Source organism: Microcella alkalica, from assembly GCF_014137945.1.
GTDB classification, from domain to species: Bacteria; Actinomycetota; Actinomycetes; order Actinomycetales; family Microbacteriaceae; genus Microcella; species Microcella alkalica.
On the sequence record NZ_JACGWX010000002.1, the window covers coordinates 122,669 to 143,646 of the forward strand.

At 66.7% G+C, this 20,978-nt stretch carries 30 protein-coding genes and 1 tRNA gene; 11 read left to right on the forward strand and 20 right to left on the reverse strand.

Features of this window, described 5'->3' with window-relative positions; all coding sequences use genetic code 11:
• Nucleotides 1-27: 27 nt before the first annotated feature.
• Both FHX53_RS04880 and FHX53_RS04885 read left to right on the forward strand, forming a co-directional pair.
• Complete coding sequence (locus FHX53_RS04880) at nt 28-1,593, forward strand: L-lactate permease (RefSeq protein ID WP_182490242.1); 1,566 nt, start codon at nt 28-30, stop codon at nt 1,591-1,593.
• A 118-nt stretch (nt 1,594-1,711) separates the two neighbouring features.
• A complete protein-coding gene (locus tag FHX53_RS04885; protein WP_182490243.1) occupies nt 1,712-1,936 on the forward strand; it encodes a DUF2188 domain-containing protein in 225 nt (74 codons plus the stop codon).
• Between the two features lie 236 nt (nt 1,937-2,172).
• Here the strand turns inward: FHX53_RS04885 and FHX53_RS04890 are convergent, their stop codons facing one another.
• Nucleotides 2,173-2,583: a DUF732 domain-containing protein gene (locus FHX53_RS04890; protein ID WP_182490244.1), complete on the reverse strand. Its 411-nt coding sequence runs from the start codon at nt 2,581-2,583 to the stop codon at nt 2,173-2,175.
• A 108-nt stretch (nt 2,584-2,691) separates the two neighbouring features.
• Here FHX53_RS04890 and FHX53_RS04895 point away from each other — a divergent pair, with 108 nt between their 5' ends.
• Both FHX53_RS04895 and FHX53_RS04900 read left to right on the forward strand, forming a co-directional pair.
• On the forward strand, nt 2,692-3,039 hold the full coding sequence (locus tag FHX53_RS04895) for a hypothetical protein (protein ID WP_182490245.1): 348 nt from the start codon (nt 2,692-2,694) through the stop codon (nt 3,037-3,039).
• Entirely contained in the window at nt 3,000-3,419 is a 420-nt protein-coding gene (locus FHX53_RS04900) for a hypothetical protein (protein WP_182490246.1), read from the forward strand. Before FHX53_RS04895 ends, FHX53_RS04900 begins: the two co-directional genes overlap by 40 nt.
• A 153-nt stretch (nt 3,420-3,572) precedes the next feature.
• On the opposite strand, the gene FHX53_RS13540 is transcribed toward FHX53_RS04900, so the two are convergent.
• The 14 genes from FHX53_RS13540 to FHX53_RS04970 all read right to left on the reverse strand — a co-directional run bounded on the left by FHX53_RS13540 (nt 3,573) and on the right by FHX53_RS04970 (nt 12,086).
• Complete coding sequence (locus FHX53_RS13540; protein ID WP_182490247.1) at nt 3,573-4,094, reverse strand: SHOCT domain-containing protein; 522 nt, start codon at nt 4,092-4,094, stop codon at nt 3,573-3,575.
• A 237-nt stretch (nt 4,095-4,331) separates the two neighbouring features.
• Nucleotides 4,332-4,592, reverse strand: coding sequence for a hypothetical protein (locus FHX53_RS04910; RefSeq protein ID WP_182490248.1), 261 nt, complete (start codon nt 4,590-4,592; stop codon nt 4,332-4,334).
• On the reverse strand, nt 4,589-4,933 hold the full coding sequence (locus tag FHX53_RS04915; RefSeq protein ID WP_220476208.1) for a terminase: 345 nt from the start codon (nt 4,931-4,933) through the stop codon (nt 4,589-4,591). Before FHX53_RS04915 ends, FHX53_RS04910 begins: the two co-directional genes overlap by 4 nt.
• Before the next feature lie 162 nt (nt 4,934-5,095).
• Complete coding sequence (locus FHX53_RS04920; RefSeq protein WP_182490249.1) at nt 5,096-7,084, reverse strand: tape measure protein; 1,989 nt, start codon at nt 7,082-7,084, stop codon at nt 5,096-5,098.
• A gap of 42 nt (nt 7,085-7,126) precedes the next feature.
• Complete coding sequence (locus FHX53_RS04925) at nt 7,127-7,399, reverse strand: hypothetical protein (protein WP_182490250.1); 273 nt, start codon at nt 7,397-7,399, stop codon at nt 7,127-7,129.
• Nucleotides 7,396-7,938 (reverse strand): hypothetical protein, encoded by a 543-nt coding sequence (locus FHX53_RS04930; protein WP_182490251.1) that lies wholly within the window; start codon nt 7,936-7,938, stop codon nt 7,396-7,398. Before FHX53_RS04930 ends, FHX53_RS04925 begins: the two co-directional genes overlap by 4 nt.
• A gap of 1 nt (nt 7,939) precedes the next feature.
• Nucleotides 7,940-8,338 carry a helix-turn-helix domain-containing protein gene (locus tag FHX53_RS04935; protein WP_182490252.1) on the reverse strand — a complete coding sequence of 133 codons (399 nt, stop codon included), beginning with the start codon at nt 8,336-8,338 and terminating at the stop codon, nt 7,940-7,942.
• Between the two features lie 314 nt (nt 8,339-8,652).
• Nucleotides 8,653-8,976 (reverse strand): hypothetical protein, encoded by a 324-nt coding sequence (locus tag FHX53_RS04940; protein ID WP_182490253.1) that lies wholly within the window; start codon nt 8,974-8,976, stop codon nt 8,653-8,655.
• On the reverse strand, nt 8,963-9,208 hold the full coding sequence (locus FHX53_RS14150; RefSeq protein WP_182490254.1) for a WhiB family transcriptional regulator: 246 nt from the start codon (nt 9,206-9,208) through the stop codon (nt 8,963-8,965). Before FHX53_RS14150 ends, FHX53_RS04940 begins: the two co-directional genes overlap by 14 nt.
• Entirely contained in the window at nt 9,205-10,239 is a 1,035-nt protein-coding gene (locus FHX53_RS04950; protein ID WP_182490255.1) for an AAA family ATPase, read from the reverse strand. Before FHX53_RS04950 ends, FHX53_RS14150 begins: the two co-directional genes overlap by 4 nt.
• Nucleotides 10,236-10,616: a hypothetical protein gene (locus tag FHX53_RS04955; protein WP_182490256.1), complete on the reverse strand. Its 381-nt coding sequence runs from the start codon at nt 10,614-10,616 to the stop codon at nt 10,236-10,238. Before FHX53_RS04955 ends, FHX53_RS04950 begins: the two co-directional genes overlap by 4 nt.
• Before the next feature lie 91 nt (nt 10,617-10,707).
• Nucleotides 10,708-11,535: a hypothetical protein gene (locus FHX53_RS04960; protein WP_182490257.1), complete on the reverse strand. Its 828-nt coding sequence runs from the start codon at nt 11,533-11,535 to the stop codon at nt 10,708-10,710.
• Nucleotides 11,536-11,613: 78 nt separating this feature from the next.
• Entirely contained in the window at nt 11,614-11,880 is a 267-nt protein-coding gene (locus tag FHX53_RS04965; RefSeq protein ID WP_182490258.1) for a hypothetical protein, read from the reverse strand.
• Nucleotides 11,877-12,086 (reverse strand): hypothetical protein, encoded by a 210-nt coding sequence (locus FHX53_RS04970; protein ID WP_182490259.1) that lies wholly within the window; start codon nt 12,084-12,086, stop codon nt 11,877-11,879. The genes FHX53_RS04965 and FHX53_RS04970 overlap by 4 nt, the downstream gene beginning before the upstream one ends.
• Nucleotides 12,087-12,202: 116 nt before the next feature.
• Here FHX53_RS04970 and FHX53_RS04975 point away from each other — a divergent pair, with 116 nt between their 5' ends.
• Nucleotides 12,203-12,775 (forward strand): helix-turn-helix transcriptional regulator, encoded by a 573-nt coding sequence (locus FHX53_RS04975; protein ID WP_182490260.1) that lies wholly within the window; start codon nt 12,203-12,205, stop codon nt 12,773-12,775.
• Nucleotides 12,762-13,895 carry a tyrosine-type recombinase/integrase gene (locus FHX53_RS04980; protein ID WP_182490261.1) on the forward strand — a complete coding sequence of 378 codons (1,134 nt, stop codon included), beginning with the start codon at nt 12,762-12,764 and terminating at the stop codon, nt 13,893-13,895. The genes FHX53_RS04975 and FHX53_RS04980 overlap by 14 nt, the downstream gene beginning before the upstream one ends.
• A gap of 40 nt (nt 13,896-13,935) precedes the next feature.
• Here FHX53_RS04980 and FHX53_RS04985 read toward each other — a convergent pair.
• Nucleotides 13,936-14,017, reverse strand: a tRNA-Leu gene (locus tag FHX53_RS04985).
• Between the two features lie 87 nt (nt 14,018-14,104).
• Between FHX53_RS04985 and FHX53_RS04990 the strand changes: the two genes are divergently transcribed.
• Nucleotides 14,105-14,308 carry a hypothetical protein gene (locus FHX53_RS04990; protein WP_182490262.1) on the forward strand — a complete coding sequence of 68 codons (204 nt, stop codon included), beginning with the start codon at nt 14,105-14,107 and terminating at the stop codon, nt 14,306-14,308.
• Nucleotides 14,309-14,323: 15 nt separating this feature from the next.
• Here FHX53_RS04990 and FHX53_RS04995 read toward each other — a convergent pair whose 3' ends face one another.
• Entirely contained in the window at nt 14,324-14,536 is a 213-nt protein-coding gene (locus FHX53_RS04995; RefSeq protein WP_182490263.1) for a hypothetical protein, read from the reverse strand.
• A 115-nt stretch (nt 14,537-14,651) separates the two neighbouring features.
• Here FHX53_RS04995 and FHX53_RS05000 point away from each other — a divergent pair, with 115 nt between their 5' ends.
• A complete protein-coding gene (locus FHX53_RS05000; RefSeq protein WP_182490264.1) occupies nt 14,652-14,906 on the forward strand; it encodes a hypothetical protein in 255 nt (84 codons plus the stop codon).
• Between the two features lie 31 nt (nt 14,907-14,937).
• Here the strand turns inward: FHX53_RS05000 and FHX53_RS05005 are convergent, their stop codons facing one another.
• Nucleotides 14,938-16,416, reverse strand: a complete 1,479-nt coding sequence (locus FHX53_RS05005; RefSeq protein WP_182490265.1) for a helix-turn-helix domain-containing protein — start codon at nt 16,414-16,416, stop codon at nt 14,938-14,940.
• 101 nt (nt 16,417-16,517) lie between these two features.
• Between FHX53_RS05005 and gabT the strand changes: the two genes are divergently transcribed.
• From gabT to FHX53_RS05020, 3 genes are all read left to right on the forward strand, one after another.
• Nucleotides 16,518-17,879, forward strand: a complete 1,362-nt coding sequence (gene gabT, locus FHX53_RS05010; RefSeq protein WP_182490266.1) for a 4-aminobutyrate--2-oxoglutarate transaminase — start codon at nt 16,518-16,520, stop codon at nt 17,877-17,879.
• 70 nt (nt 17,880-17,949) lie between these two features.
• Complete coding sequence (locus FHX53_RS05015) at nt 17,950-19,410, forward strand: NAD-dependent succinate-semialdehyde dehydrogenase (RefSeq protein ID WP_182490267.1); 1,461 nt, start codon at nt 17,950-17,952, stop codon at nt 19,408-19,410.
• A gap of 100 nt (nt 19,411-19,510) precedes the next feature.
• Nucleotides 19,511-20,278, forward strand: a complete 768-nt coding sequence (locus tag FHX53_RS05020; protein WP_182490268.1) for a type 1 glutamine amidotransferase — start codon at nt 19,511-19,513, stop codon at nt 20,276-20,278.
• Nucleotides 20,279-20,306: 28 nt separating this feature from the next.
• Here the strand turns inward: FHX53_RS05020 and FHX53_RS05025 are convergent, their stop codons facing one another.
• Together FHX53_RS05025 and FHX53_RS05030 are read right to left on the reverse strand one after the other, a co-directional pair.
• Nucleotides 20,307-20,603 (reverse strand): hypothetical protein, encoded by a 297-nt coding sequence (locus FHX53_RS05025; protein WP_182490269.1) that lies wholly within the window; start codon nt 20,601-20,603, stop codon nt 20,307-20,309.
• Nucleotides 20,604-20,650: 47 nt separating this feature from the next.
• Complete coding sequence (locus FHX53_RS05030; protein WP_182490270.1) at nt 20,651-20,869, reverse strand: hypothetical protein; 219 nt, start codon at nt 20,867-20,869, stop codon at nt 20,651-20,653.
• Nucleotides 20,870-20,978: the final 109 nt, after the last annotated feature.

Here is a 20,978-nt window from a genome sequence, read left to right on the forward strand (position 1 = left end):
CTCGGGCCGTCAGGAGGGGGCGGACGCATGGAGTGGACGACAACGGTGCTCGCCGCCGTTCCAGTCCTCGTCGTTCTCGTGCTGATGACCCTCCTGCGCTGGTCGGCGGCGCGCGCCGGTCTGGTCACCGCCGCCCTCACCCTCGCGGTCGCGGTCGCGGCGTTCGGCTTCGGCACGGAGGAGGGCGACCTGCCGCTCGCATTCGCGCTCGTCGGGGTGACCGCCGAGGCCGGCTTCATCGCGCTGACGATCCTCGGGATCATCGGTCCCGCACTCGGGATCCACCTCCTGCAGCGCGCGACGGGCGCGGCAGCGCGACTCCGCCTCGCACTCGCCGTCCTGCATCCGGACCCGCGCCTCGGGGCGCTGCTCGTCGCCTGGTTCTTCGCGCTCTTCCTCGAGGGCGCCGCCGGCTTCGGCACTCCGATCGCTCTCGCCGCTCCCTTCCTCGTCGCGGCGGGAATGAGTCCCGTGGCGGCGGTCGCCGCCGCCCTCGTGGGACACGCGGCCGGCGTGTCGTTCGGAGCCGTCGGCACACCGGTCCTCGCGCAGGCGACGATTGCGTCGTCCCTCTTCGCGGAGGCGACACCCGCGGCACTGGCGCAGGCGGTCACGCCCTACCATTTCGCGTTCGGCTGGATCCTGCTGGTCGCGCTGCTGCTCATCATCGGGCGCAGCTACGGCGACCTGCGCGGCCTCATCGGCTGGGGCGCGCTCGCCTGGGTGACCTTCTTCGTGCCGTACGCGCTCATCTCCTGGTTCATCGGGCCGGAGTTGCCCTCGCTCGGCGGAGCCCTCGTCGGAGCGCTCGTCTTCTCCGCCGTCCTCGCCTGGCGCCGCGAATGCGCCGCCGTCCGCGCCGGCGCGCACCATCCTCATCCGGATGCGAGCGAGGCGGCGCTGCCCGAGATCTCGATCCTCCGCGCGGCCGCTCCCTACCTGGTGCTGGTCGCCGTCGTCCTCGTGACCCGGCTCATCCCGCCGGTGAAGGCGGTGCTGCAATCGCTGGTGATCGCCTGGGAACTCCCAGGCGGGTTCCTCGGCAGCGTCCAGCCGCTGTACCACCCGACGACGCTTCTCACGGTCGCCTTCATCACCGGGGCGGTCCTTCAGCGCGCGTCCTGGCGCCGCGTTCGGATCGCGATCGTCACGGCGACGATGCAGCTGGGGCCGGTGCTCCTCGCGCTGCTGGGAATGATCCTGATCGCCCGGACGATGTCCGCATCGGGCATGACCGCCGATCTGGCGCTCGCTGCAGCGTCCACCGGGCTTCTCTGGCCCCTCATCGCGCCCGCGGTCGGCGTGTTTGGAAGCTTCATCACGGGTTCGGCGACGGCGTCGAACCTTCTATTCACCGACCTGCAGCTCTCGACCGCGCAACGACTCGGCGCCTCGGAGCTGCCCCTTCTCGGCGCGCAGGGCTACGGCGCGGCCATCGGGAACCTCATCGCGCCTGGCAACATCGTCGCGGCCGCGGCGACCGTCAACCTCACCGGACGCGAGGGGGATGTTCTGCGCAGGACTCTTCCGTGGGTGCTGCTGTGCACGGCGCTGGGAGGCGGGCTCGCGCTCATCCTGACGCTCGCCGGCTAGGCGCGCGTGCCGCTCCGCGATCGCGGGGCGGGGGCACCAGGACCAAACCTCTGCCGTGACCGGGTCCGAACAGGGGACGGGCCTCCTTTCCGGCCCGCCGAGACAGGAGACCGTTCGCATGGAGACTCTGGTTCAACTGCTGCCCCGACGCGGAGTGTGGATCGTTCGGGTCGAGGGACGCTCGCAGAGCATTCACGACAGCGAGGACGGGGCCCTGGAATCGGCGCGTGCCGTGCTGGAGCGCACGGGCGGAATGATCCTCGTCCACAGCGCCACGGGAGCGATCGTGCACCGGGAGACCGTGGAGACCGCCATCGTTCATCGGGTACTCGCCCGGGTGTGAGCGGCTGGAGGCCGACGAGGAGTGCGGAAGGAGGGACTTGAACCCTCACGCGGGCCTATTTCTGGCCTCAATCTAGAGCAAGTTCCGCATGTTTCCGGGCCTTTTGGGTCACGTTCGCTCACGTCGGCGTCAGCGATTGTATGGGGTTTGTGGGGTTTTCGTGGGGAGCAGATGCCGCCGAACGCAGAAACCGGGCGAGCTGATCCGAAGACCAACCCGCCCGCTCTGCACTTCAGCTAGTAGCGCTCGAGATCCATCTGGTACAGCGCCTCGAGGTGCTCGGGGCAGTATGACGGCACCGCCGCGAGCGTCAGGGCCTCCGCCCGCATTGTGTTCGTCACGCTCTCTACGAATGCGTAGATGTTTCCCTCTTGCGAGATGAGACCGCACGCAGCTTGACCGAGGGAGACCAGATCGGCAGGCGACGAACTTGCGTACAGGCCGGGATCGAGGAGGCGCAACGACTCGAGGAATGCGTCGTCGTCGCCATTGTCGATCGAGGGTGACTGCTCCGGGGCCGATGATGCCTGCGTGGGCTCAACGGCGTCCAGTGCGGGTGTCGGTTGAGCATCGGGGGTCTCAGAGACGATCGTGCAACCCGCAGTCACCAAAACCAGTAGCGCCACGAAGTGAAGAGATCTCCTCATGGCTGCACAGTACCTCTCAGGAAACGAATAGCCCAGCGCAGGACGGCGACCCGGCGTAGCCTTCTCTCGCAGTAGGCCGGACTGGTCCACACCCTCGAGGAGCACACCGTGACCGCCTGGCACCCCGTACTAGCCGCCCACGAGCAAACACCCGGCGTGTGGTTCCTGACCGCGCAGACGGGCGCGTACGCCGCCGTGCGGCTGATTGAGATCGCGGGGGATCGCGGATACCGGGCCACCACCTACGCACAACCGCGGCGTTTCATCGGCTACCGACGCACCCTACGCAGCGGGTGCGAGCTCGCACACCAAAACTGGATCAAACAACACGGGCCACACCCCGACCCGGCAACTATCTATCCGAACCTAAACGGCGACCGTGGCGCGGTACTCGCCAGCGGCGCTAGCCTCACGACATGGGAAGAATCGGCCTCATCTTTGGAGGAGCGGCGCTAGGTGCTCTTGTGGGCGCGGGAGCAACGATCGGACTGTACGACGCCTCGGTAGTTGCCACGCAGCGGGAGCAACTGGAAAGCCTCTCGATTTTGGCTCGTGGGTACAGTGACACTCTCGACGAAGTTTATGAGGATGCGTATCGAGCTCTCGACGATTGTCACGTCATCATCGGCGACGCAGTCGATGCGGGTGCCGAGATGGCCGCGGCTTACGAAGACAGTCGACGAGCAGTGGATGACTTCTTCACCCCAGGCCTATTCCAAGCGGGCGACGCGGACTTTCTTTATTTTTCGCTGTCACTCGCAGACGAACAGCGATACGGAGCGGACTCGTTAATCGAAGCGATTCGCTTCACTGATTCAGATTGCTTCTCATTCTGATGGATGCAAGGCGGTCATGCACGGCAATACATCCGGTAAACCTCGAAAAGGCGGGCGAGCTGATCCGAAAACCGACCCGAACCGGCGCTTCCGCCCCCTTTCGCTGCGAGCACCACTCGCGACCATGGAGGTCAACCGGATGTAGACAGCCACCTACATCCGCGCAAGAAGCTCGGTCTTCTTCGCGGCGAACTCCTCTTCTGTGAGGACACCAGCATCCCGAAGACTCGCAAGCTTTTCTAGTTGAGCTGCAACGTCGACGAGCGGCGCAGCTACCGCAGCTGCCACTGGCTCCGCCGGCGCAAGCTGGCCGTCCAAGGGCCGACCCAAAATCAGCCGAGTGAGAGTGTCCTGCACGGTCTTCGCTTCAGCGTGCGAAACGCGGAAATCGACTGTGTTGCCCGCCGTGATGACCGACACACGAGAATTGAGCATCCCATCCCGCGCGGTCGTCACCGACGTAATCGACTTGATTGGGATCATCTCGGAGCCCGCCTTGCCGTTCTTCACGCCGGTGGCAAGCATTGAAAGCCCCACGGTCATAATCCCAGCCGTCACCTTGGCGCCCGAAACACCGCGGGCAACATTCCACTCAACCCGATCCGCGTAAATGCTGACCTTCGCATTCTTCCCCGCAACATGTGATGTGAACTGGTGCAACGGTGAGTCAGTCATAGCGGTTCCCCTATCGGTGGTTTGCGCTGAGCGTAGCCGAGCGATTGTCGGCTCGCACCTGGTGAATGAGGAACCTCGACAGAAGACGTGCCGCGATGTCTGATTCGCCGCACACTCTGACCGAAAGGTCACATCGCCTAGAGCCCACCACGGGCACACCCGGAACCACTTACGACCCGGGCACCCACCCCCCAGCCCCCCTCACGCGGAGCGGCCACAGCACACCCTCACAGGGGCCTAAACGGGCTCGATACCGGGGTCCCACGGACGATCCGCGAACACGTAACACTCCTCGAAGAACCGTTCCAACTCGCCACCCGGCCAGCCATGCACTTCCGCGAACAGTTGGCGCTGCTCCAACCAGTCATCCCGTCGAGCCGTCCATTCATCCCACGCCGCCACGCGCTCCCAGTACGGGGCAGAGAAGTCATCTACGAACGGCTTGAACGTGCGCAACCCCTGGTTGTCACCCTTGAACACCGCAACGCGGCGTCTCACGACACGCTCCTCAGCGCGTACACGCCCCGCACGCCCCTCGAGCGCGGCAAAGCGTCCTCCTCCAACCCGGGAACCTGCAACGTCGCCAGAAGCCGCGCAAGCGCCAACTGCTGCTGACGGATCTCCGCCACCGCCGGATGCAGGCGTGAGCCCTGCGACGAATCCAACATCAACCCGTCCCCCTCCAGCCGGGCACGCAAGGTCGCGATCGTGTCCCGAACCCGGCACGCCTCCTCCAACTGAGCCGCCTCATGCTCCGCAGGTTCGAACTCCTCCAACACGGCATCCCACAGCTTCCGCCCGGGCTTCCCCAGACCAACCGGTGCACGTCTGACGCTCATCAAGGATTCCTAACTGTCATTCCAGGGCCGATCGTTTCGGACTTCTGCGGGGGTAAAGGCCTTATGCCGTCGGGGGTGCCGCTGGCAGGGGGTGGGGGGGGTGGGGGGGTGGGTGTTATCAGCGGGGGATACTTTTGCCGTTCTCGGCCGTGACAGTTGCCATTAGTAAGCCAACCTTCCGCCCAAGATCTGATCGATCTTCTGGACAACTACCATCGGGTCAGCGCCGGACACATAGAACGTGTTGCCTTCCTGGCGTTTAGCGCCGCTCGAGCCGATTGCCTCCCCGATCTGGGAGAGGACGGTCGGGGAAAGGGGGATGACGGCTTCATCGAAGCGGCCCTCTCCGACGTTGACGATGCGTCCACCGGCAGACCGGTTGATGACTGCACCCTGCGCGAGGCGCGGAATTTTGCCGATCTTCAAGTTGATTGCGCCGCCGGTAGCATTCGACACTGCACCGGCAATACCGTTAATGCCGCCAATAACTCCGTTGATCAGGTCAATGACAACATTCATTACACCTCGAACGACACCCTTTATGCCTTCGAAGATGCCGGTGAAGATTTGGACGATCCCGGACCATGCTTGTTTCCAGTTGCCGGTGAACACTCCGGTGATGAAGTCGATGAGGCCGCGCATGATCTGCGTGGCGGCTTGGATTGCTCCGCCGAGCCATACGGCGAGGGATTCGACGACGGCCATGATCGGCGGCAGGAGCAACTTGATTGCGGTCAGGAACGGCTTGAGGGCCATTCCGATGAGCATGGCGAACAATCCGATGAGGGGCTGAAGGATTGTTGCGACCAGCTGCAGCAGGGGTGCGACGAGGGCGAGTATTGGGGGAATTATCGGTGCGATTGCGCCGAGCAGGGCACTGAAGATCGGGACCACCTGGGTGAGGAGTGCTGCGAGCAGGGGGAGCACCATGTCGATGAGGGGCAGGAGTGCTGCGATGTTGTTCTGCACGATCGGGATAAGTGCGTCCATCACGGGGGTGAGGGCTGTGACGATCGCAGACACCACTACGAGCACCGCGCCGACGATCGCCCCGAATACTGGGATGAGTGCGTTTATGACGGGCAGGAGCGCTGTGGCGAGGGTTGCGACGAGGGGGATCACGGCGGCGACGATCTGACTGAATAGGGCCGCGATCTGGGGCATGAGCGGGCCGAGGGTTTGGAACAGGATCGCCAAGGGTGAGAATGAGGTCACCATTCCGAGGATCTGGCCGAGGTCGACGGTTGTGAGGAACTTCGCGAGGGATTCGATCGCGGGCACGAGGAACGCGCCGATCTTCTCGCCCACTGATCCGGCGACGGATTCGACGGGTCCGAGCGCTGTTGCGATCGCGGCGAACAGGGGTGGCAGGGCTGAGAAGGTGGGGCCGAGGAACCCGGCACCGATCCGGCCTAGTGCGGCTCCGACGTTCGCCATCGCGCCTGAGAATGTGGCACCGGACGAGAGAGCAGCGCCGCCGAGCCCGCCCTCCATAGCTGCCTGGAAGGTCGCGAAGTCGATCTCACCCCGCGACGCCATCTCAGACGCCTTCTCCGCAGTCACGCCGAGCTGATCGGCAATCAGAGCCAACGCGGGCACACCCGCGTCCTGCAGCTGGTTGATGACATCCATTTGCACCTTGTTCGATGCGGCAACCTTGCCAAAGATGGCGCCCATCGAACCAAGGTCCGTGCCGGCGATCGTGGCAGAGTCCGCAACGAGTTTCAGGGTGCGCTCGAGATCCTTACCGGGCTTCACGCCAGCCGCCACAGCAGACGCGGCAACCTGCCCCGCATCACCCAAACCGAACGCGGTGCCCTTCACGGACGCGAGAGCGTTCGCCATGATCTGATCCACAGACTCGGCGGAGTGCCCCAACCCGGTAAGGGTCGCGTTCGCCTGATCCAGTGCGGACAGGCGTCCGAACCCTTTCACGAGGCTTGCAGTGATGCCGCCGGCCACAACTGCGCCGATGCCGAGCGCGCCGCCCTTGAGTACGCTCCCGACGGAGGAGAGCAGCTTGGAGCCGAGAGTGCTGCCACCCTTGGACGCCTCCTTGCCGGACGCGTCGAATGCTTCCCGGACGGACTGTTTCAGGTCACCCGTAGAGGCAACGACGCTGATGTAGGCAGTGGCTAGCTCTATGGCCATGGTGGTGCTCCCTCTGTAGTTGTGCCGCGCCCGACAGGGGCGCTAGATGCTCATTGCTTCCGTGCGGATCAGGTCGAGTTGCCGTTCGGCCTCGACGAGCCCTTCCGGGGATGCGTTACGCAGTGCGATCGCCAAATGCGTTTGATAGCCGAGCGCGTAGCTGAGGATCGCGACCGCATCGGGTCGGTTCGTCAGGTGAAATACGGCGATGTTCTCGGCGTCCTCGGGATGCTCGAGGAGCTGCACGACCATCGCGGCGGCAATCGCGTATGCGTCGCGCGCATCCGGTTTCCGGTGGAACAGGTGCCGGATCACTGCGGCGGCTGATACGCGAGCTCGCGCGTCAGATCGAACGGGGTATCCCGGAACGCCGTCAGCGCGGTGAGGTCCCGCAACGCTTCCGCCTTGCTCGGATCGGACTTCTCGAACGCCTCGAGAGTTCCGAGGAACCGCATCGCCACTGCTCGACGCACCACCGCTGTTGCGAGCCCCTCATCGCGGGTCACCTTCGCCCGCTCGAACAAGCGCAGAGCCTCAGCATCCGACTCGAGCTGTTCGGCACGGTCCGCAGCGTCGCGAATCGCGATCACATCACTGCTGGAGGACACTTCACCGAACACGCGTCGCTCCAGCGACAGGATCCGTTCGTCGACGATCTTCTCCTCCTGGGCGCGGAGAGCTTTGATCGCGGCTATCGCCTTCTCGCGGTCGCCGCGAATCTGGTCATCCTGCCCCTCGACGCTCAGCAGAGCATTCGCGCGAACCGCGTTCAACAGCGTCCAAACGTTGTCTCGATGTTTCTGCGCCTGATTCCGCAACGCGTCGAGCTGCTTATCAATATCTGTGAGTGCCATATCATTGTCTCCTTGACCGCCAGTGGGCGAGTTCTTCCCGCGAAATCCGATAACGTCCGTCCGGGCATTCCGCAACCAGATCGCCGCGCCCAATTGCTGCGCGGACTCCTCGGTCTGTGATTCCCGTTATGGCTGCCACTTGTGTGGTTGACAGCCAGTTCAATTGTGGGTCGAGTTCCGGTTTAGCCGCTTCACTGGTTCCGGTTACGGAAACACGCCACTGTAAATCTGCTCTCCGCATGGCAAGCAGCACCGCGTCAACCTCGGGGTCAAATCCGCGATGCGCTAAACGGAATTCGTCCAATTTGGCGTGACGGTTCAGCACGGCGGCGACTCTCGCCGGCATGATGACGACCATCCCGTCGGCGTGCACGTAATGCTCCGGGGTGCGGTTCACCATGAGCGCACCGCATACGTTGCACGGAACTGGTCGATCTTTCGAGCCTGCTCACGCTCCCGCCTACGCTCCTCGTCCCGGTTGCGCCACTTCGCCCACTGCTGGTGAAGATCCGCCGCCATCGCATCGAACGAGCTCCGCTCGAACCTCACTGCCCGCGTTTGTTCCGAATGGGTTCTACGAGGCATTGGGCGGCTCCTCAATGTGCAGGAGGCTGTATTCACGATTCAATCCCTCACAAGCAACACAGCGCGGCAAGAAAACTTCGCCATAATGCCGATAACAGCGAGCACCTTTGTCATTGTGTCCACCAAGCATCAGTGCCCTCCTCTCATGCGAAACTCGATACTCCGTAAATGGATGTCCAATAGGCGCGCCTGCGTTTGCAGGTTGCTTTGTTGCGCCTCCAGATCCCGGCCGCGCTCTTTCGCGGCCTTGAACCGGGCGGTGTCGAGGGTGGCCTGTTGCTTGCGTTCCTCGATCGAGCCGCTAGCGCGCTTGTATGCGTTCGCGTACTCCGTCGCGAATGACTCCGCTTCGGTGACCGCGCGTAGCTCGAGCTCGCGGACTTCGGTTGCGTTCCGGGCGATCTGAATCCGTATGGCGTCGAGCTCCGTGATGATCTGGTCAGGCGTCTTCACGTCCCGGCCTCCCATTGCTTCTCTTGCCTGCCCAGACGCCCGCAGCAGGTCGCGCGATCCTTCGGTACTGCTCGCATTGGGCGAAGACGGGGCACTCGGCGCAGACGGCCGCGCACGCCGCAACGTCGGCCCTGGTCAAGTCGTCGGCCGTGAACAAATAGAGGTCACGGCACGCGGGCCGGTAATCCTCCATCGCGTCGACGAGGGCTTCCCACGCTTCTGCGACCCTCATGCCGCGAAGTCACTCTCTAGAGGGAGTGAGATTTGTGGGATGTTGTGACTTTCAGAGCCCGAAAGTCTCAAAGTCCCACTTGTCACAGGCGCATATAGACCGCGCTCCAACTTCCTGATCCGCTCGGCTTCGACGGCCCTACGCAGGTACTCGTTCAAGTTCGGCTGACCGGGCAGGAGCTGTCGGAGCGCCCCCGCCTTGATGCCTTCGGGGAACCGGTTCACCGTTTCGATCAGCTCGAGCATCGGTTCCCCGACGCTCTTGTTCGCCTTCACGATCCGGGCGTTGTTCTGCGCCTGCTCGAGTGATTCGCCGTCGAGGGTCCAGACGCCGCTCTCGGACATGGTGAGGGCGTACTCCCCTTCGGCTGCGTCGCGGGAAGTGACGTTCAAGATCGCGCGCTTCTCGAGTCGTTCACGTCGGAGAACCAGTACCGAATCGGCGGCTCCTGCGATGCCCTGCGTTCCGCTCACTGCGTCCAGGAAGTCGCCTGCGTCGCTCTTTCGCGTGTGGTGCACGATTAGGAGGGATGAGCCGGGTACGGCGTCACAGGTCGCCTTGAGCTCGCTGAGCACCTTGTAGTCGTGTGCGTAGGCGTTGCTGTTGCCTGCAGGCGGCATGACCTTGCCGAGCGTGTCGAGGATGACGACTGGATCGCTGCCGGCGAAAGCGTTGATGTAGTTGCTGATCGTGCGGAGCACTTGCCCCGGCTGAAGCTCCGTAACGAATTGCAGACGTGCGTCGAGTCGCCCTGCGCCCATGCTGTGAATGCGCGACTGAAGTCGGCGGTGTCCGTCCTCGAGTGCGAGGTAGAGCACCGGCCTCGGTGAGCCGACCGGGAGCACTCCGAAGGCGTCGCCGCCTTGAGAGAGAGTGATGCCGAGACCGAGCACCATCCAGCTCTTGCCGATCTTCGGTGCCGCGACGAGAAGGGACATGCCTTCGGGGATGATCCCCGGCACTACGTACTGGAGCGGCGGGAACTCCTGCTGCATGAGCCAGTCGGCACCGAACATCTTCGGCGCGCTCACGCGGCCGCCTCCGATCCCTGGCGCCACAGCTCGGACTCGGCGTGACGCTCCCAGTTCAGCCGCGGGTTCGCGTGGCGGAAGTACCAGTAATTTGCCTCGAAGTTCAGTCGAGCCACCTCGTGATCGCGAGACTCCCGGCCTTGAATCCACGCGCGCACGTAGAACCAATGCAACGAATCGGGAAGCTGCCAAAGCTCGAGCAGACCTGCCGCGAGCCCGTTGGAGAGGCCGTCGATGAAGGCTGCGCCCTGCTCGGAGATCTCGATCTTCTGGGGCTCGGGTTCGGCGGCGGCGGTAGAATTGGAATGGCTGCCAGGCCTAAGAGTGTGTACGGATGCCCCGCCTCGTGCGGGGTTTTCGTCGTTTCGTCGGGTCATGTGCTCGTCTCCCTGAAATGACAAAAGCGCCGGCCCCGCGGGTACGGGACAAGCGCTTCTGTCTGGATCGTATGAAGTTGTGGGGGTACTGCTACTCGCCGTCGTCGAGGATGCTCTCGTACAGATCGGCCATTGCGGAGATGCCCTTCGCCAGGTCACGCAGACCGCCCGGCGTCACGGCGGGGTCGTGCCGGCGAGGCTGCTCGACCGAGACAACCGGCCGCGGCTCGTCAGCGCGGAGCACGTCACCGTTGGCGCCGAACTCGACGAACTGCTCGATTGCGACATACGCGCCCCAGACCGGTTCGCTCTCGCACAGGAACCCGGCACGGCTGTAGGTGATGCTGAACTCCTCGTCGCCGTCATCGCTGATGCAACGCAGAGTCGGCTCGTCGGCCCAGATGGGCTTCGCGGCCATCGCGAAGGGGCGGTACTTCTCCAGCCCTGCCATATCCCGACGCATGACCTCCTGGTACGTGATCGTTTCGAATGCGCGCTCACCGTCCACGACCGTCTCGGCGGTCACGTAGTAGTCCCCGCGTCCGACGATGAGGTAGTTGTGGCCAAGGCGGTGCACCGCGTTCGGAGTGAAAAGAGCCCACGCGCTCGGTGTGGTCTCGAACTGCTCCGCCCACCACCCGTCAGGGCGCTCCTCGAGCGGGATCAGTCGGCCGTCGAGGTCGTAGATCTCGGAGTAGTGCACGAGGTAGCTGCGGTTGCCGACGTTCTGAGCGACCTCATCCGGGTTGCGGAAGTAGCGCGCCGGACGGACCCACACGTCGACAGGCGCCGTGAAGAAGGGGCTGTCCTCCTCGACGGTCAGGTAGTAGCCCGGCTCGACGGCGTCGATCTCCGCGAGGAGCTGCTCGACGTCGAGGGCGGTGGGGGAGCCGACGAGAGTAGAATTGGCGCTGTTCATTGTCTTGCCTTTCGTGAGTTGAGTGATGAACCTGCCCCCGGCCTGCTCCAACAGGTGCGGGGGTATTTATGTCGCGGACTACGCAGCCCGCTTGAGGTGAGCGCGGATTCGCTTCCGGCTCGGCTTGAGGATGAAGTACTGCCGCAGAATCAGCTTCATGTCTTCCGCTTCGACATAGATCGGCAGGTCGGGCGAGTTCTCGAAGTAGATGACGCAGACGCCGCGCATGTTTTGAACGGCCTGCTCACCCGTGGGGTCGGCGTACCAGAGCGGCCCGTCTTGGTTGTCCGGCGACCTCTTGTCAGCCCGACTGATGTTCGCGACGTGCGCGACTGTTGGGGTCATGCGACCTGCCCGGTTCGCGTCTGGGCGCTGCCCTCGATCCAGTCGATGATGTCCTGGCGCTTGTACAGGACCGTCTTCGGCGTCGGCTTGTAGAACCGCGGCGGCAAGCCCATGTACCGGCGCTGCGCGAGCTTGCCCTCGGTCATCCCGGAGACCATCGCTGTCACCTGCTCAGGGTTCAGATAGTCGTTCTCGCCGTTGTCCATGTCATCCTCCAAGTTGGTGTCGAAGCGACTCCTACATCGTTTCGGTGATTCCAGTGTGCCTCACATTTATTTGATTTGCAAGACCGTTTCTAACATTTTTGGCTTACACTCGCACCATGGAGGAATTGAAGACCTACGCCGTCGTTGATGACACGTTTGGCGCAGCGGTTCGAGAAGCAAGAGAGCGCTCACGCATGACACAGGCGCAGCTTGCGGAAGAGATGAAGTACCGAGGCTTCGACTTTCATCAGCAGACCGTCTACCGGATCGAGTCCGGGAAGAGGAAAGTGACTGTCGGAGAGGCGCTGGCCCTGTCGGAGCTCGTCGAAGTGCCGCTCGACGTGCTTGCGGCACGCAGTGAGGACTCGCTCCAGCGGCGTCGCCAGACGCTCCGATTCATGGCTCGTCAGACGGTTCAATACATCGAGGAAGTCGCCGCCGCGGCCGAAGAGGCCAAAGAGAAGCAGAGTGAGCTACGTGACTCGGCTGCCCTGCTGGACAAGATTACTACGGGCACCGATCGAGCTATCGATGGGAAGGCGGAGAGCTGGGTCGAGCATTACCGGCCGATCTTCGATCATCCTGTTGCGCGACACGCTACCGAGGGGTTCGAGGACCTGCTGTGGCGGCTCGACTACGACTGGGTAGACGACGAGTGGAAGCGAGGCCCCGAGGATGGGGAGCGTTGAGGGGTACAAGGTCGGCAACTCTCAGAGGTACCGCGTCCGCTACCGCGACCCTGACCGGCGCCAGCGCGAGAAGGCCGGGTTTACTCGGAAGATCGACGCCGAAGAGTACCTAGCTGCCGTCACGATCAACATTCGCCGCGGAGAGTTCATCGACCCCGGCGAAGCGCGCGCCACCATCCGCGACCTCGGCTCCACTTGGCTGGCCGCGCAGACCCACCTCAAGCCGTCATCTATCCGGCCGCTCGAAACGTCATGGCGCGTCCACGTCGAACCCCAATGGGGTGACCGGCGAGTATCCGAGATCCGGCACAGCGAGATCCAAACATGGTGTTCGCAGCTCTCCGCCGAGAAGTCCGCCACGGTCGTCCGCCGCGCGCACGGCATCCTCGCGAGCGTGCTCGAGGTCGCCGTCCGCGACCGCCGCATCTCGACAAACCCGGCGCGAGGTATCGGCCTGCCGCGGAAGCTGTCAAAGCAACGCTCCTACCTGACCATGCCGCAGATCGAACGGCTCGCCCACCATGCCGGGCAGCACGGGGCGCTCCTCATGCTCCTCGCGTACACGGGCCTCCGATGGGGTGAAGCGACCGCCCTCCGAGTTCAAGACATCGACATGCTCCGCCGCCGCGCAGTCGTCCGAGAGAACGCCGTCCGCATCGGCCGCGAGATCCACGTCGGCACTCCGAAGACACACCGGGTTAGGTCGGTTCCCTTCCCGACGTTCATGTCCGAGCCGATCGCTCGAGCATGCGAGGGGAAGGGTCGTGACCGGCTGGTCTTCGGTGACGGCCTGACGCACGTCCGAGCGACCTACGGGGAGCGGGGATGGTTCGCTAATGCTGTTCGAGCTGCACAGGCCGAAGACGCCGACTTCCCACGCCTGACGCTGCATGATCTGCGGCACTCGGCCGCGAGCCTCGCGATCAGTGCCGGGGCGAACGTCAAGGCCGTGCAAGCGATGCTCGGACACGCCTCCGCAACCATGACCCTCGACACCTACGCCGACCTCTTCGACGACGACCTCGAGGCCGTGGCGACGCGACTCGAGGATGCACGCTCTCGGCAGAGTGTGGGGTTTTTGTGGGGTTCTGCTCCTCAGGAGCGCTCCGGGAGCATCTAACTTCCGCGTGTTTCCGGGGGTTTTGAGCCCTCGACTACAGTGCGGAAGGAGGGACTTGAACCCTCACGCCCGAAGGCACAGGAACCTAAATCCTGCGTGTCTGCCGATTTCACCACTTCCGCGGGCGCTCGCAGTCTATCGACGGGCGTCCCTCAGACCCGTCCCTCAGACCCCTCGCCGCGACGCCGCCGCGGGCGTACGATGCGCGCATGGACGGCAGCGAGCCGCACAGCGGCACCACGGAGAACCACTCGGATAGCCACGGCGCATGCCCTCTGTGCGCGCACCCCATGAGCGAGCACCGCGTCGACCATTCGGGCCGCGACGGGATCCTGCACTGCCCCGTCGATCACCTGCCCGCGCCGGACGACCGGCGACCGCTCAACGAGCTCGGGATGACCCGGAGCGACTGATCAGCGCTCGCGAGCTCAGCGCGCGCCCGGCGGCAGCTTCGGCAGGCCGTCGATGTCGGGGCCCTCGTGCTGCGCGGCGGTGGCGTCGCTGATGACGTCACGCGAGTCGGGTTGCGCGCCGTCGTTCCCGGGGTAGCGCTGGTCCGTCGTGCGGTCGTCGCCGTCCTCGCGTTCGTCGCGCGGCGGCAGGTGGTCGGTGGGCCTCTTCGGTTCGCGGTGGTCGCTCATGCGCACACTGTCCTCCGGGCATCGGTCGTCGTCAACGGGGTCGACCCAGCGCGAGGCCGCATGTTCGCGCCGTCCGCTCTATCGAGGCGACGGATGCTCGACTAGCGTTCGTCGCATGATCGCGCGCGTCGTGCTCCCGCTCCTCGGCCTGCTCCTGCTGGGCGCAGGTGTCTGGCTCCTCGCCGAGTACCCGATCGGTGTCAGCTGGTTCGGATGGGTGCAGCCGGACGATGCGGGCGAGCTCGACATCACGACGCAGATCTCGGCCATCACGCAGACCGGGCTCGCTATGCTCGTCGTCGGAGGGGCGCTCGTCGGAGCCGCGATCGGCTTCGCGCTCGGCCGACGGCGCACGCGCACTCCCGCCTGACCTCTCGAGCGGCGACGGGCGGATGCCCCGCTCAGGCCCGGCCGGCCGTGACGAGCGCGGCCCACAGCTCGGCGCGCGCCGGGAACGACCCGAGGTCGCGCCCGAGCAGCTGCTCGGCCCGCTTGACGCGGGCACGGAGGGTGTGACGGTGGATTCCGAGCCGGGTCGCCGCCGCCTCGGCCACGGCGTCGGCCGCGAGCCACTCGCTGAGCGTGCGCACGAGCTCGTCGCGCGAGCGCGCGTCGTGCTCGTCGAGCGGCGCGAGCACGGAGGCGGCGATGCGGCGCGTGTCGTCGCCCGAGAGCGACGCCAGCACCCCGTCGTCGCGCAGCATCGCGTAGTCGACGAGCCGATGGTCGGCGTGAGCGCGGTCGGCGGCGCGCCCCGCCTCGTCGACGGCCGTTGCGAGCGACGAGTAGCGGGCACCGCGCACGAGGCCGCCGGTGAGCCGCACGCGGTCGGCGAGGTAGTCGAGCACCGGGGTCTCCGCCTCGGGCACGATGACGACGACGCGCTGCCCGTCGCGTGCGTGGAACACCGCGCCCCGAGCCCGCTCGGCCCGCGATTCGAGCAGCTCGAGGAGGGCGGCCCGTCGCGCGCCGCGCGCATCCATCACCGCGATGGTGAGCGGCTCGGTCGGAAGGGCTCCCCACAGCGCCCGGGAGGTCGAGGCGACGAGGTCGCGCTCGCCGCGCATGAGGGCGGCGAGCAGGCCCGTGCGGAGGTGGTCGAGGGTTCGGGCGAGCGTGCGATCCTGCTCGAGAGCGAGGCCCGTCATGGCGACGACGCTCGTGATGACCGCGCGGACGGCGTCGTCGTGCTGGCTCGCCGCGCCGACGACGAGCACGCCGCGCAGCGACTCCGAGCGGCCGACTGTCTGCAGCGCGACCCCGTCGGCGACGACGGCAGCGCGGCGCGCTTCGGCGAGCATGCGCCGCGCCTCCTCCTGCGCCTCGGGCGTCACGGGCCCGCCGTGCACGATCTCGGCGTCGGTGCCGAGCAGCGCGACGGGAGCGTCGACGCGGCGCGCGAGCTCGGCGATGACCTCGGCGAGCCCGCCCGGCTTGAGGGCAGCGACGGCGATCGCGCGCTGCGCCTCGAGCGTCCAGCGCAGGCGGGCGTAGCGCTCGCGCGACTGGGCGTCGGCGACCGCGCGGGCGACGGCGATGAACGGCGTGCGGTACGGAACCTCGAACAGGGCGATCCCGGCGGCCTCGCACGCGGCGGCGAGCGGCTCGGGGGTTCCGGCGCGCACGACCTCGGTGCCGAACCCGATCGCGGGCACGCCGCGCTCGGCGAGACGGGCGACCCACGGCGCGATCGCGTCGTCGTCGGACCACTGCGTGCCGGTTGTGAGCAGGGCGTCGCCGGGGGAGAGGAAGGGCGTCGGATCCGCGAGATCGCTCGAGTGCACCCACGCCCACGGTCGGGCGAGCGCCGGCTCGTCGGCCCACACGGTGCGGAGGGCGAGGTCGCGATCGGCGAGCACCGTGTGCAGGGAAACGGGCATGCGGCCCTCCAGAAGGGGATGTCCACGCCGTACAGAGCGGGACTCCACATTGTACTGACCGGACAGTCTCGATCGCGAGCCCCCGCCCTACGCTGGCCGTCATGAGCATGACCGTCACCGCGCCCGAGCACCTCGCCGGCGGGCCCTTGCTGCCGCAGGAGCGACGCCTCGTCACGAGCATCCCCGGACCGCTCAGTGAGCAGTGGATCGCGCGCAAGCAGGCCGCGGTCTCCTCCGGCGTCGGCACGATGATGCCCGTCTACGCGGTGGCCGCGGGCGGCGGCGTCGTCGTCGACGTCGACGGCAACTCGCTCATCGACCTCGGCTCGGGCATCGCCGTGACCAACGTCGGCAACGCCGACCCGTTCGTGACCGAGGCCGTCATCGAGCAGGTGCGCCGCTTCACCCACACGTGTTTCACGATCACGCCGTACGACGGCTACGTCGAGGTCGCCGAGGCGCTCAACCGGCTCACTCCCGGCGACCACGAGAAGCGCACGGCGCTGTTCAACTCGGGCGCCGAGGCCGTCGAGAACGCGATCAAGATCGCCCGCTACTACACGGGCAAGTCGGCCGTCGTCGCGTTCGACCACGGCTACCATGGCCGCACCAACCTGACGATGGGCCTCACCGCGAAGGCCATGCCGTACAAGGCGGGCTTCGGGCCGTTCGCCCCCGACATCCACCGGGCGCCCATGTCATACCCGTACCGCGACGGGCTGAGCGGCGCCGAGGCTGCCGAGCGGGCGATCCACATGATGGAGCGCCAGATCGGCTCCGACCGCATCGCCGCGATCATCATCGAGCCCATCCAGGGCGAGGGCGGCTTCATCGTCCCGGCCGCCGGATTCCTCCCGGCGCTGCAGACGTGGGCCAACGAGAACGGCGTCGTCTTCATCGCCGACGAGGTGCAGACGGGCTTCGCCCGCACCGGGCGGATGTTCGCGAGCGAGGATGAGGGCGTCGTGCCCGACCTCATCACCCTCGCGAAGGGCATCGCGGGCGGCCTCCCGCTCGCCGCCGTCACCGGTCGCGCCGAGATCATGGACGCTCCGCACGCCGGCGGGCTCGGCGGCACGTACGGCGGCAACCCCATCGCGACGGCCGCGGCGCTCGGCGCCCTGCGCGCCTACGTCGAGCACGACCTGCTCGCGCGGGCTCGCGAGCTCGAGGGGATCATCCGTGACGAGCTCACCGCGCTGCAGTCGCGCGACGCGCGCATCGGCGACATCCGCGGGCGCGGCGCGATGATGGCGATCGAGCTGGTCGACGCCGACGGCCGCCCCGACGCCGCCCTCACCGGCCGCGTCGCCAAGCACTGCCACACCGCCGGCGTCATCGTTCTGACGTGCGGCACCGACGGCAACGTGATCCGCCTGCTGCCGCCGCTGTCGATCAGCGACGCACTGCTGCGGGAGGGCATCGGCGTCATCGCCGAGGCCCTTGCCGCGAACGCCGCCTAGCACCACCATCGGAACCGAACCGCGGATCGCCACCACCGCATCCCCGCACAAGACAGATCAGGGAGACGACATGATCAGCGAAGCAGACCTCCTCGCGAAGGTGCCCCGCGGGCTCTACATCGACGGGCAGTGGGTCGACGCCGAAGGTGGCGCGACGATGGCCGTCACCGACCCCAGCACGGGCGAGACGCTCGTCGAGATCGCGAGCGCGTCTGTCGCCGACGGCACGCGCGCGATGGACGCCGCCGCGAACGCGCAGGCGAGCTGGGCCGCGACCGCCCCCCGCGTGCGCGGCGAGCTGCTGCGCCGCGCCTTCGACCTCGTCATCGAGCGCGCCGACGAGTTCGCGCTGCTCATGACGCTCGAGATGGGCAAGCCGCTCGCCGAGTCGCGCGGCGAGGTCACCTACGGCGCCGAGTTCCTGCGCTGGTTCAGCGAGGAGGCCGTGCGCATCACCGGCCGCTTCGGCCAGAATCCCGAGGGCACCGGCCGGATCGTCGTCTCGCACGCACCCGTCGGCCCGTCATTCCTCATCACGCCCTGGAACTTCCCGCTCGCGATGGCGACGCGCAAGATCGCGCCCGCGCTCGCCGCCGGCTGCACCTCGATCATCAAGCCCGCCGCGCTCACGCCGCTCACGACGATGTACTTCGTGAAGACGCTCGAGGACGCGGGGCTGCCCAAGGGCGTCGTGAACGTCGTCACGACGGCGAAGTCGGGCGCGCTGTCGGCCGAGATCATCGCCGACCCGCGCCTGCGCAAGCTGAGCTTCACCGGGTCGACCGAGGTCGGGCGCATGCTCATGAAGCAGGCCGCTGACGGGATCCTGCGCACCTCGATGGAGCTCGGCGGCAACGCCCCCTTCGTCGTCTTCGAGGATGCCGACCTCGACAAGGCGATCGACGGCGTGCTGCTGGCGAAGTTCCGCAACATCGGCCAGGCCTGCACGGCGGCGAACCGCATCCTCGTCCAGGCGTCCGTCGCCGAAGAGTTCGGCCGCCGCGTCACCGAGCGCGTGAGCGCCATGAGGATGGGCCGCGGCACCGAGGAGGGCGTGCAGATCGGCCCGCTCGTCGACGACAACGCCGTGCAGGGCTCGCACGAGCTCGTCGAGGACGCCGTCGCGAAGGGCGCGACCGTCACGACCGGCGGCGTCATCCCCGACCGCGTCGGCTCGTTCTACCCCGCGACGGTGCTCACGGGCGTGCAGCCCGGCACCCGCCTGCTGACCGAGGAGATCTTCGGGCCGGTGCTCGCGATCGTCCCGTTCGACACCGAGGATGAGGCCGTCGAGCTCGCCAACGCGACCGAGTACGGACTCATCAGCTACGTGTACACCGCCGACCTCAACCGCGGCATGCGCATGATCGACCGCCTCGAGACGGGGATGATGGGTCTCAACGCCGGCGTCATCTCCAACGCCGCAGCCCCCTTCGGCGGCGTCAAGCAGTCGGGCATCGGTCGCGAGGGCTCGCTCGAGGGCATCGACGAGTACCTGACGACGAAGTACACGTTCATCCCGAAGGCCTAGACCTCGTCGCGGAACATCGGTTTCCGCCGCCGGGCGCTGTGGTGGCCGCCCGGCGGCGGATCTCTCCGCGTCGTCCACTCGCAGGCGATAGCCTGATCGCATGCCCGATCCGACGCCGTCGTCGTCTCCGTTCCCGCCCGCCGTCCTCGTCGTGCAGCACGACGTCGACGACAACCTCGGCGAGCTCGCGCCGCCGCTCGCGGAGGCGGGCATCCGCATCGTGATGTGGGATGCCGGGCGCGTGCCCGACGGCGCCCCGGCGACTCTCGACGCGTTCAGCGGCATCGTCTCGCTCGGCGCCTACGCGGGCGTCCGCGACGAGGCGACGACGCCCTGGATGCCGGTCGAGAAGGCGCTCATGCAGCAGGCGATCGAGAAGGGGATGCCCGTCCTGGGTCTGTGCTTCGGCGCGCAGCTGCTCGCAGCCGCGGCCGGCGCCGCGTTCCGCCCCTCGCCCGTCCCCGAGCTCGGCTGGACCCGCGTGACTCCGACGCCGGAGGCGGCTCTCGACCCCGTCGTCGCGCCGCTCGCGTCGGAGAGCGACGCTGACGGCGCCCTCGACGTCTTCCACTACCACTTCGACTCCTTCGAGCTGCCGGAGGGCGCGACCCTGCTCGGCGAGACCGACGGCATCATCGAGGCGTTCCGCGTGGGTGAGTGCGCGTGGGGCCTGCAATTCCACCTGGAGGTGGGTCTCGCGACGCAGCTCGCGTGGATCGCCGGCGACCGCCCGGGCTTCGAGCGCGTCGGGGCCGACCCCGCGCGACAGGAGGCGCTGAGCCACGACAAGTGGCTCGCCTACCGCGACCGCGCGCACGCGGTCGGCGCGGCCTTCGCGCGCCAGGTGCACCGGTTCGCGGAGGCCTGAGCCGGGCATCCGCCCGATCGACATTCGCTCAGCGCCGTTGACCCGCGCGCGATCGCAGGCGCGAGAGGCGGTTGGCGGTGACGACGGCGACGATCGCGGCGAGCCAGAGCAGCCCGGCGCCGACGAGCAGGAGCTCGGATTCGAGCGAGGTGGCTGAGATCGCTTCGGCGAGGCGGCGCGGCGTGGGAGCCCCGGAGAGACTTATGAGGGTGAGGGCGCGCGCGGTGGCGATCGCCCAGATGATGAGGGTGATGGCGGCGCCGATGATGGCCGACCCGATCGCGATCGGAAAGCCGCGGCGGAGGGCGGCCTCGCGGCGGCGCAACTCCTCGACGGTGAGGATGCGCGTTCTGGCCAGCGTCGCGCCTCCGGTTAGCGGCCGACGCTGTCGGCGGCGAGCGTCTCGTCGCGCTCGGTCGTTGCCCGGGCCGCGGCGTCGGGGCTGATGGCCGTCTCGAGCTGGTGGCCGATGCGCCACATCCACACGAGCAACACGATGACCCCGATGCCGAGGACGACGGCGAGAACGCTCGTGAGCCCGCTGAGGTCGAGGTCGATCGCCTCGGCGGAGGACACCGCGAACACGCTCATGTTAGGCACCTTCGGGAGTCGGGAGCCGCCGGGGGGAGGCGGGGAATAGTCAATAAGACCACATCGGGGCGTAGAACGCACGGGTTTTCTCGAACCTTGCAGAACGCCG

Excerpts from the sequence above, each read along its gene's own strand:
- FHX53_RS04935 (WP_182490252.1), bottom strand. The coding sequence starts at position 8,338 with ATGGTGAACCGCACCCCGGAGCATTACGTGCACGCCGACGGGATGGTC.
- FHX53_RS14150 (WP_182490254.1), bottom strand. The coding sequence starts at position 9,208 with ATGAGGGTCGCAGAAGCGTGGGAAGCCCTCGTCGACGCGATGGAGGAT.
- FHX53_RS13540 (WP_182490247.1), bottom strand. The coding sequence starts at position 4,094 with ATGACTGACTCACCGTTGCACCAGTTCACATCACATGTTGCGGGGAAG.
- FHX53_RS05015 (WP_182490267.1), top strand. The coding sequence starts at position 17,950 with ATGATCAGCGAAGCAGACCTCCTCGCGAAGGTGCCCCGCGGGCTCTAC.
- FHX53_RS05030 (WP_182490270.1), bottom strand. The coding sequence starts at position 20,869 with ATGAGCGTGTTCGCGGTGTCCTCCGCCGAGGCGATCGACCTCGACCTC.
- FHX53_RS04880 (WP_182490242.1), top strand. The coding sequence starts at position 28 with ATGGAGTGGACGACAACGGTGCTCGCCGCCGTTCCAGTCCTCGTCGTT.
- FHX53_RS04980 (WP_182490261.1), top strand. The coding sequence starts at position 12,762 with ATGGGGAGCGTTGAGGGGTACAAGGTCGGCAACTCTCAGAGGTACCGC.
- FHX53_RS04915 (WP_220476208.1), bottom strand. The coding sequence starts at position 4,933 with ATGAGCGTCAGACGTGCACCGGTTGGTCTGGGGAAGCCCGGGCGGAAG.
- FHX53_RS04990 (WP_182490262.1), top strand. The coding sequence starts at position 14,105 with ATGGACGGCAGCGAGCCGCACAGCGGCACCACGGAGAACCACTCGGAT.
- FHX53_RS04955 (WP_182490256.1), bottom strand. The coding sequence starts at position 10,616 with ATGACCCGACGAAACGACGAAAACCCCGCACGAGGCGGGGCATCCGTA.
- FHX53_RS04960 (WP_182490257.1), bottom strand. The coding sequence starts at position 11,535 with ATGAACAGCGCCAATTCTACTCTCGTCGGCTCCCCCACCGCCCTCGAC.
- FHX53_RS04890 (WP_182490244.1), bottom strand. The coding sequence starts at position 2,583 with ATGAGGAGATCTCTTCACTTCGTGGCGCTACTGGTTTTGGTGACTGCG.
- gabT (WP_182490266.1), top strand. The coding sequence starts at position 16,518 with ATGAGCATGACCGTCACCGCGCCCGAGCACCTCGCCGGCGGGCCCTTG.
- FHX53_RS04965 (WP_182490258.1), bottom strand. The coding sequence starts at position 11,880 with ATGACCCCAACAGTCGCGCACGTCGCGAACATCAGTCGGGCTGACAAG.
- FHX53_RS05000 (WP_182490264.1), top strand. The coding sequence starts at position 14,652 with ATGATCGCGCGCGTCGTGCTCCCGCTCCTCGGCCTGCTCCTGCTGGGC.
- FHX53_RS04900 (WP_182490246.1), top strand. The coding sequence starts at position 3,000 with ATGGGAAGAATCGGCCTCATCTTTGGAGGAGCGGCGCTAGGTGCTCTT.
- FHX53_RS04920 (WP_182490249.1), bottom strand. The coding sequence starts at position 7,084 with ATGGCCATAGAGCTAGCCACTGCCTACATCAGCGTCGTTGCCTCTACG.
- FHX53_RS04995 (WP_182490263.1), bottom strand. The coding sequence starts at position 14,536 with ATGAGCGACCACCGCGAACCGAAGAGGCCCACCGACCACCTGCCGCCG.
- FHX53_RS04885 (WP_182490243.1), top strand. The coding sequence starts at position 1,712 with ATGGAGACTCTGGTTCAACTGCTGCCCCGACGCGGAGTGTGGATCGTT.
- FHX53_RS04975 (WP_182490260.1), top strand. The coding sequence starts at position 12,203 with ATGGAGGAATTGAAGACCTACGCCGTCGTTGATGACACGTTTGGCGCA.
- FHX53_RS04930 (WP_182490251.1), bottom strand. The coding sequence starts at position 7,938 with ATGGCACTCACAGATATTGATAAGCAGCTCGACGCGTTGCGGAATCAG.
- FHX53_RS05005 (WP_182490265.1), bottom strand. The coding sequence starts at position 16,416 with ATGCCCGTTTCCCTGCACACGGTGCTCGCCGATCGCGACCTCGCCCTC.
- FHX53_RS05020 (WP_182490268.1), top strand. The coding sequence starts at position 19,511 with ATGCCCGATCCGACGCCGTCGTCGTCTCCGTTCCCGCCCGCCGTCCTC.
- FHX53_RS04970 (WP_182490259.1), bottom strand. The coding sequence starts at position 12,086 with ATGGACAACGGCGAGAACGACTATCTGAACCCTGAGCAGGTGACAGCG.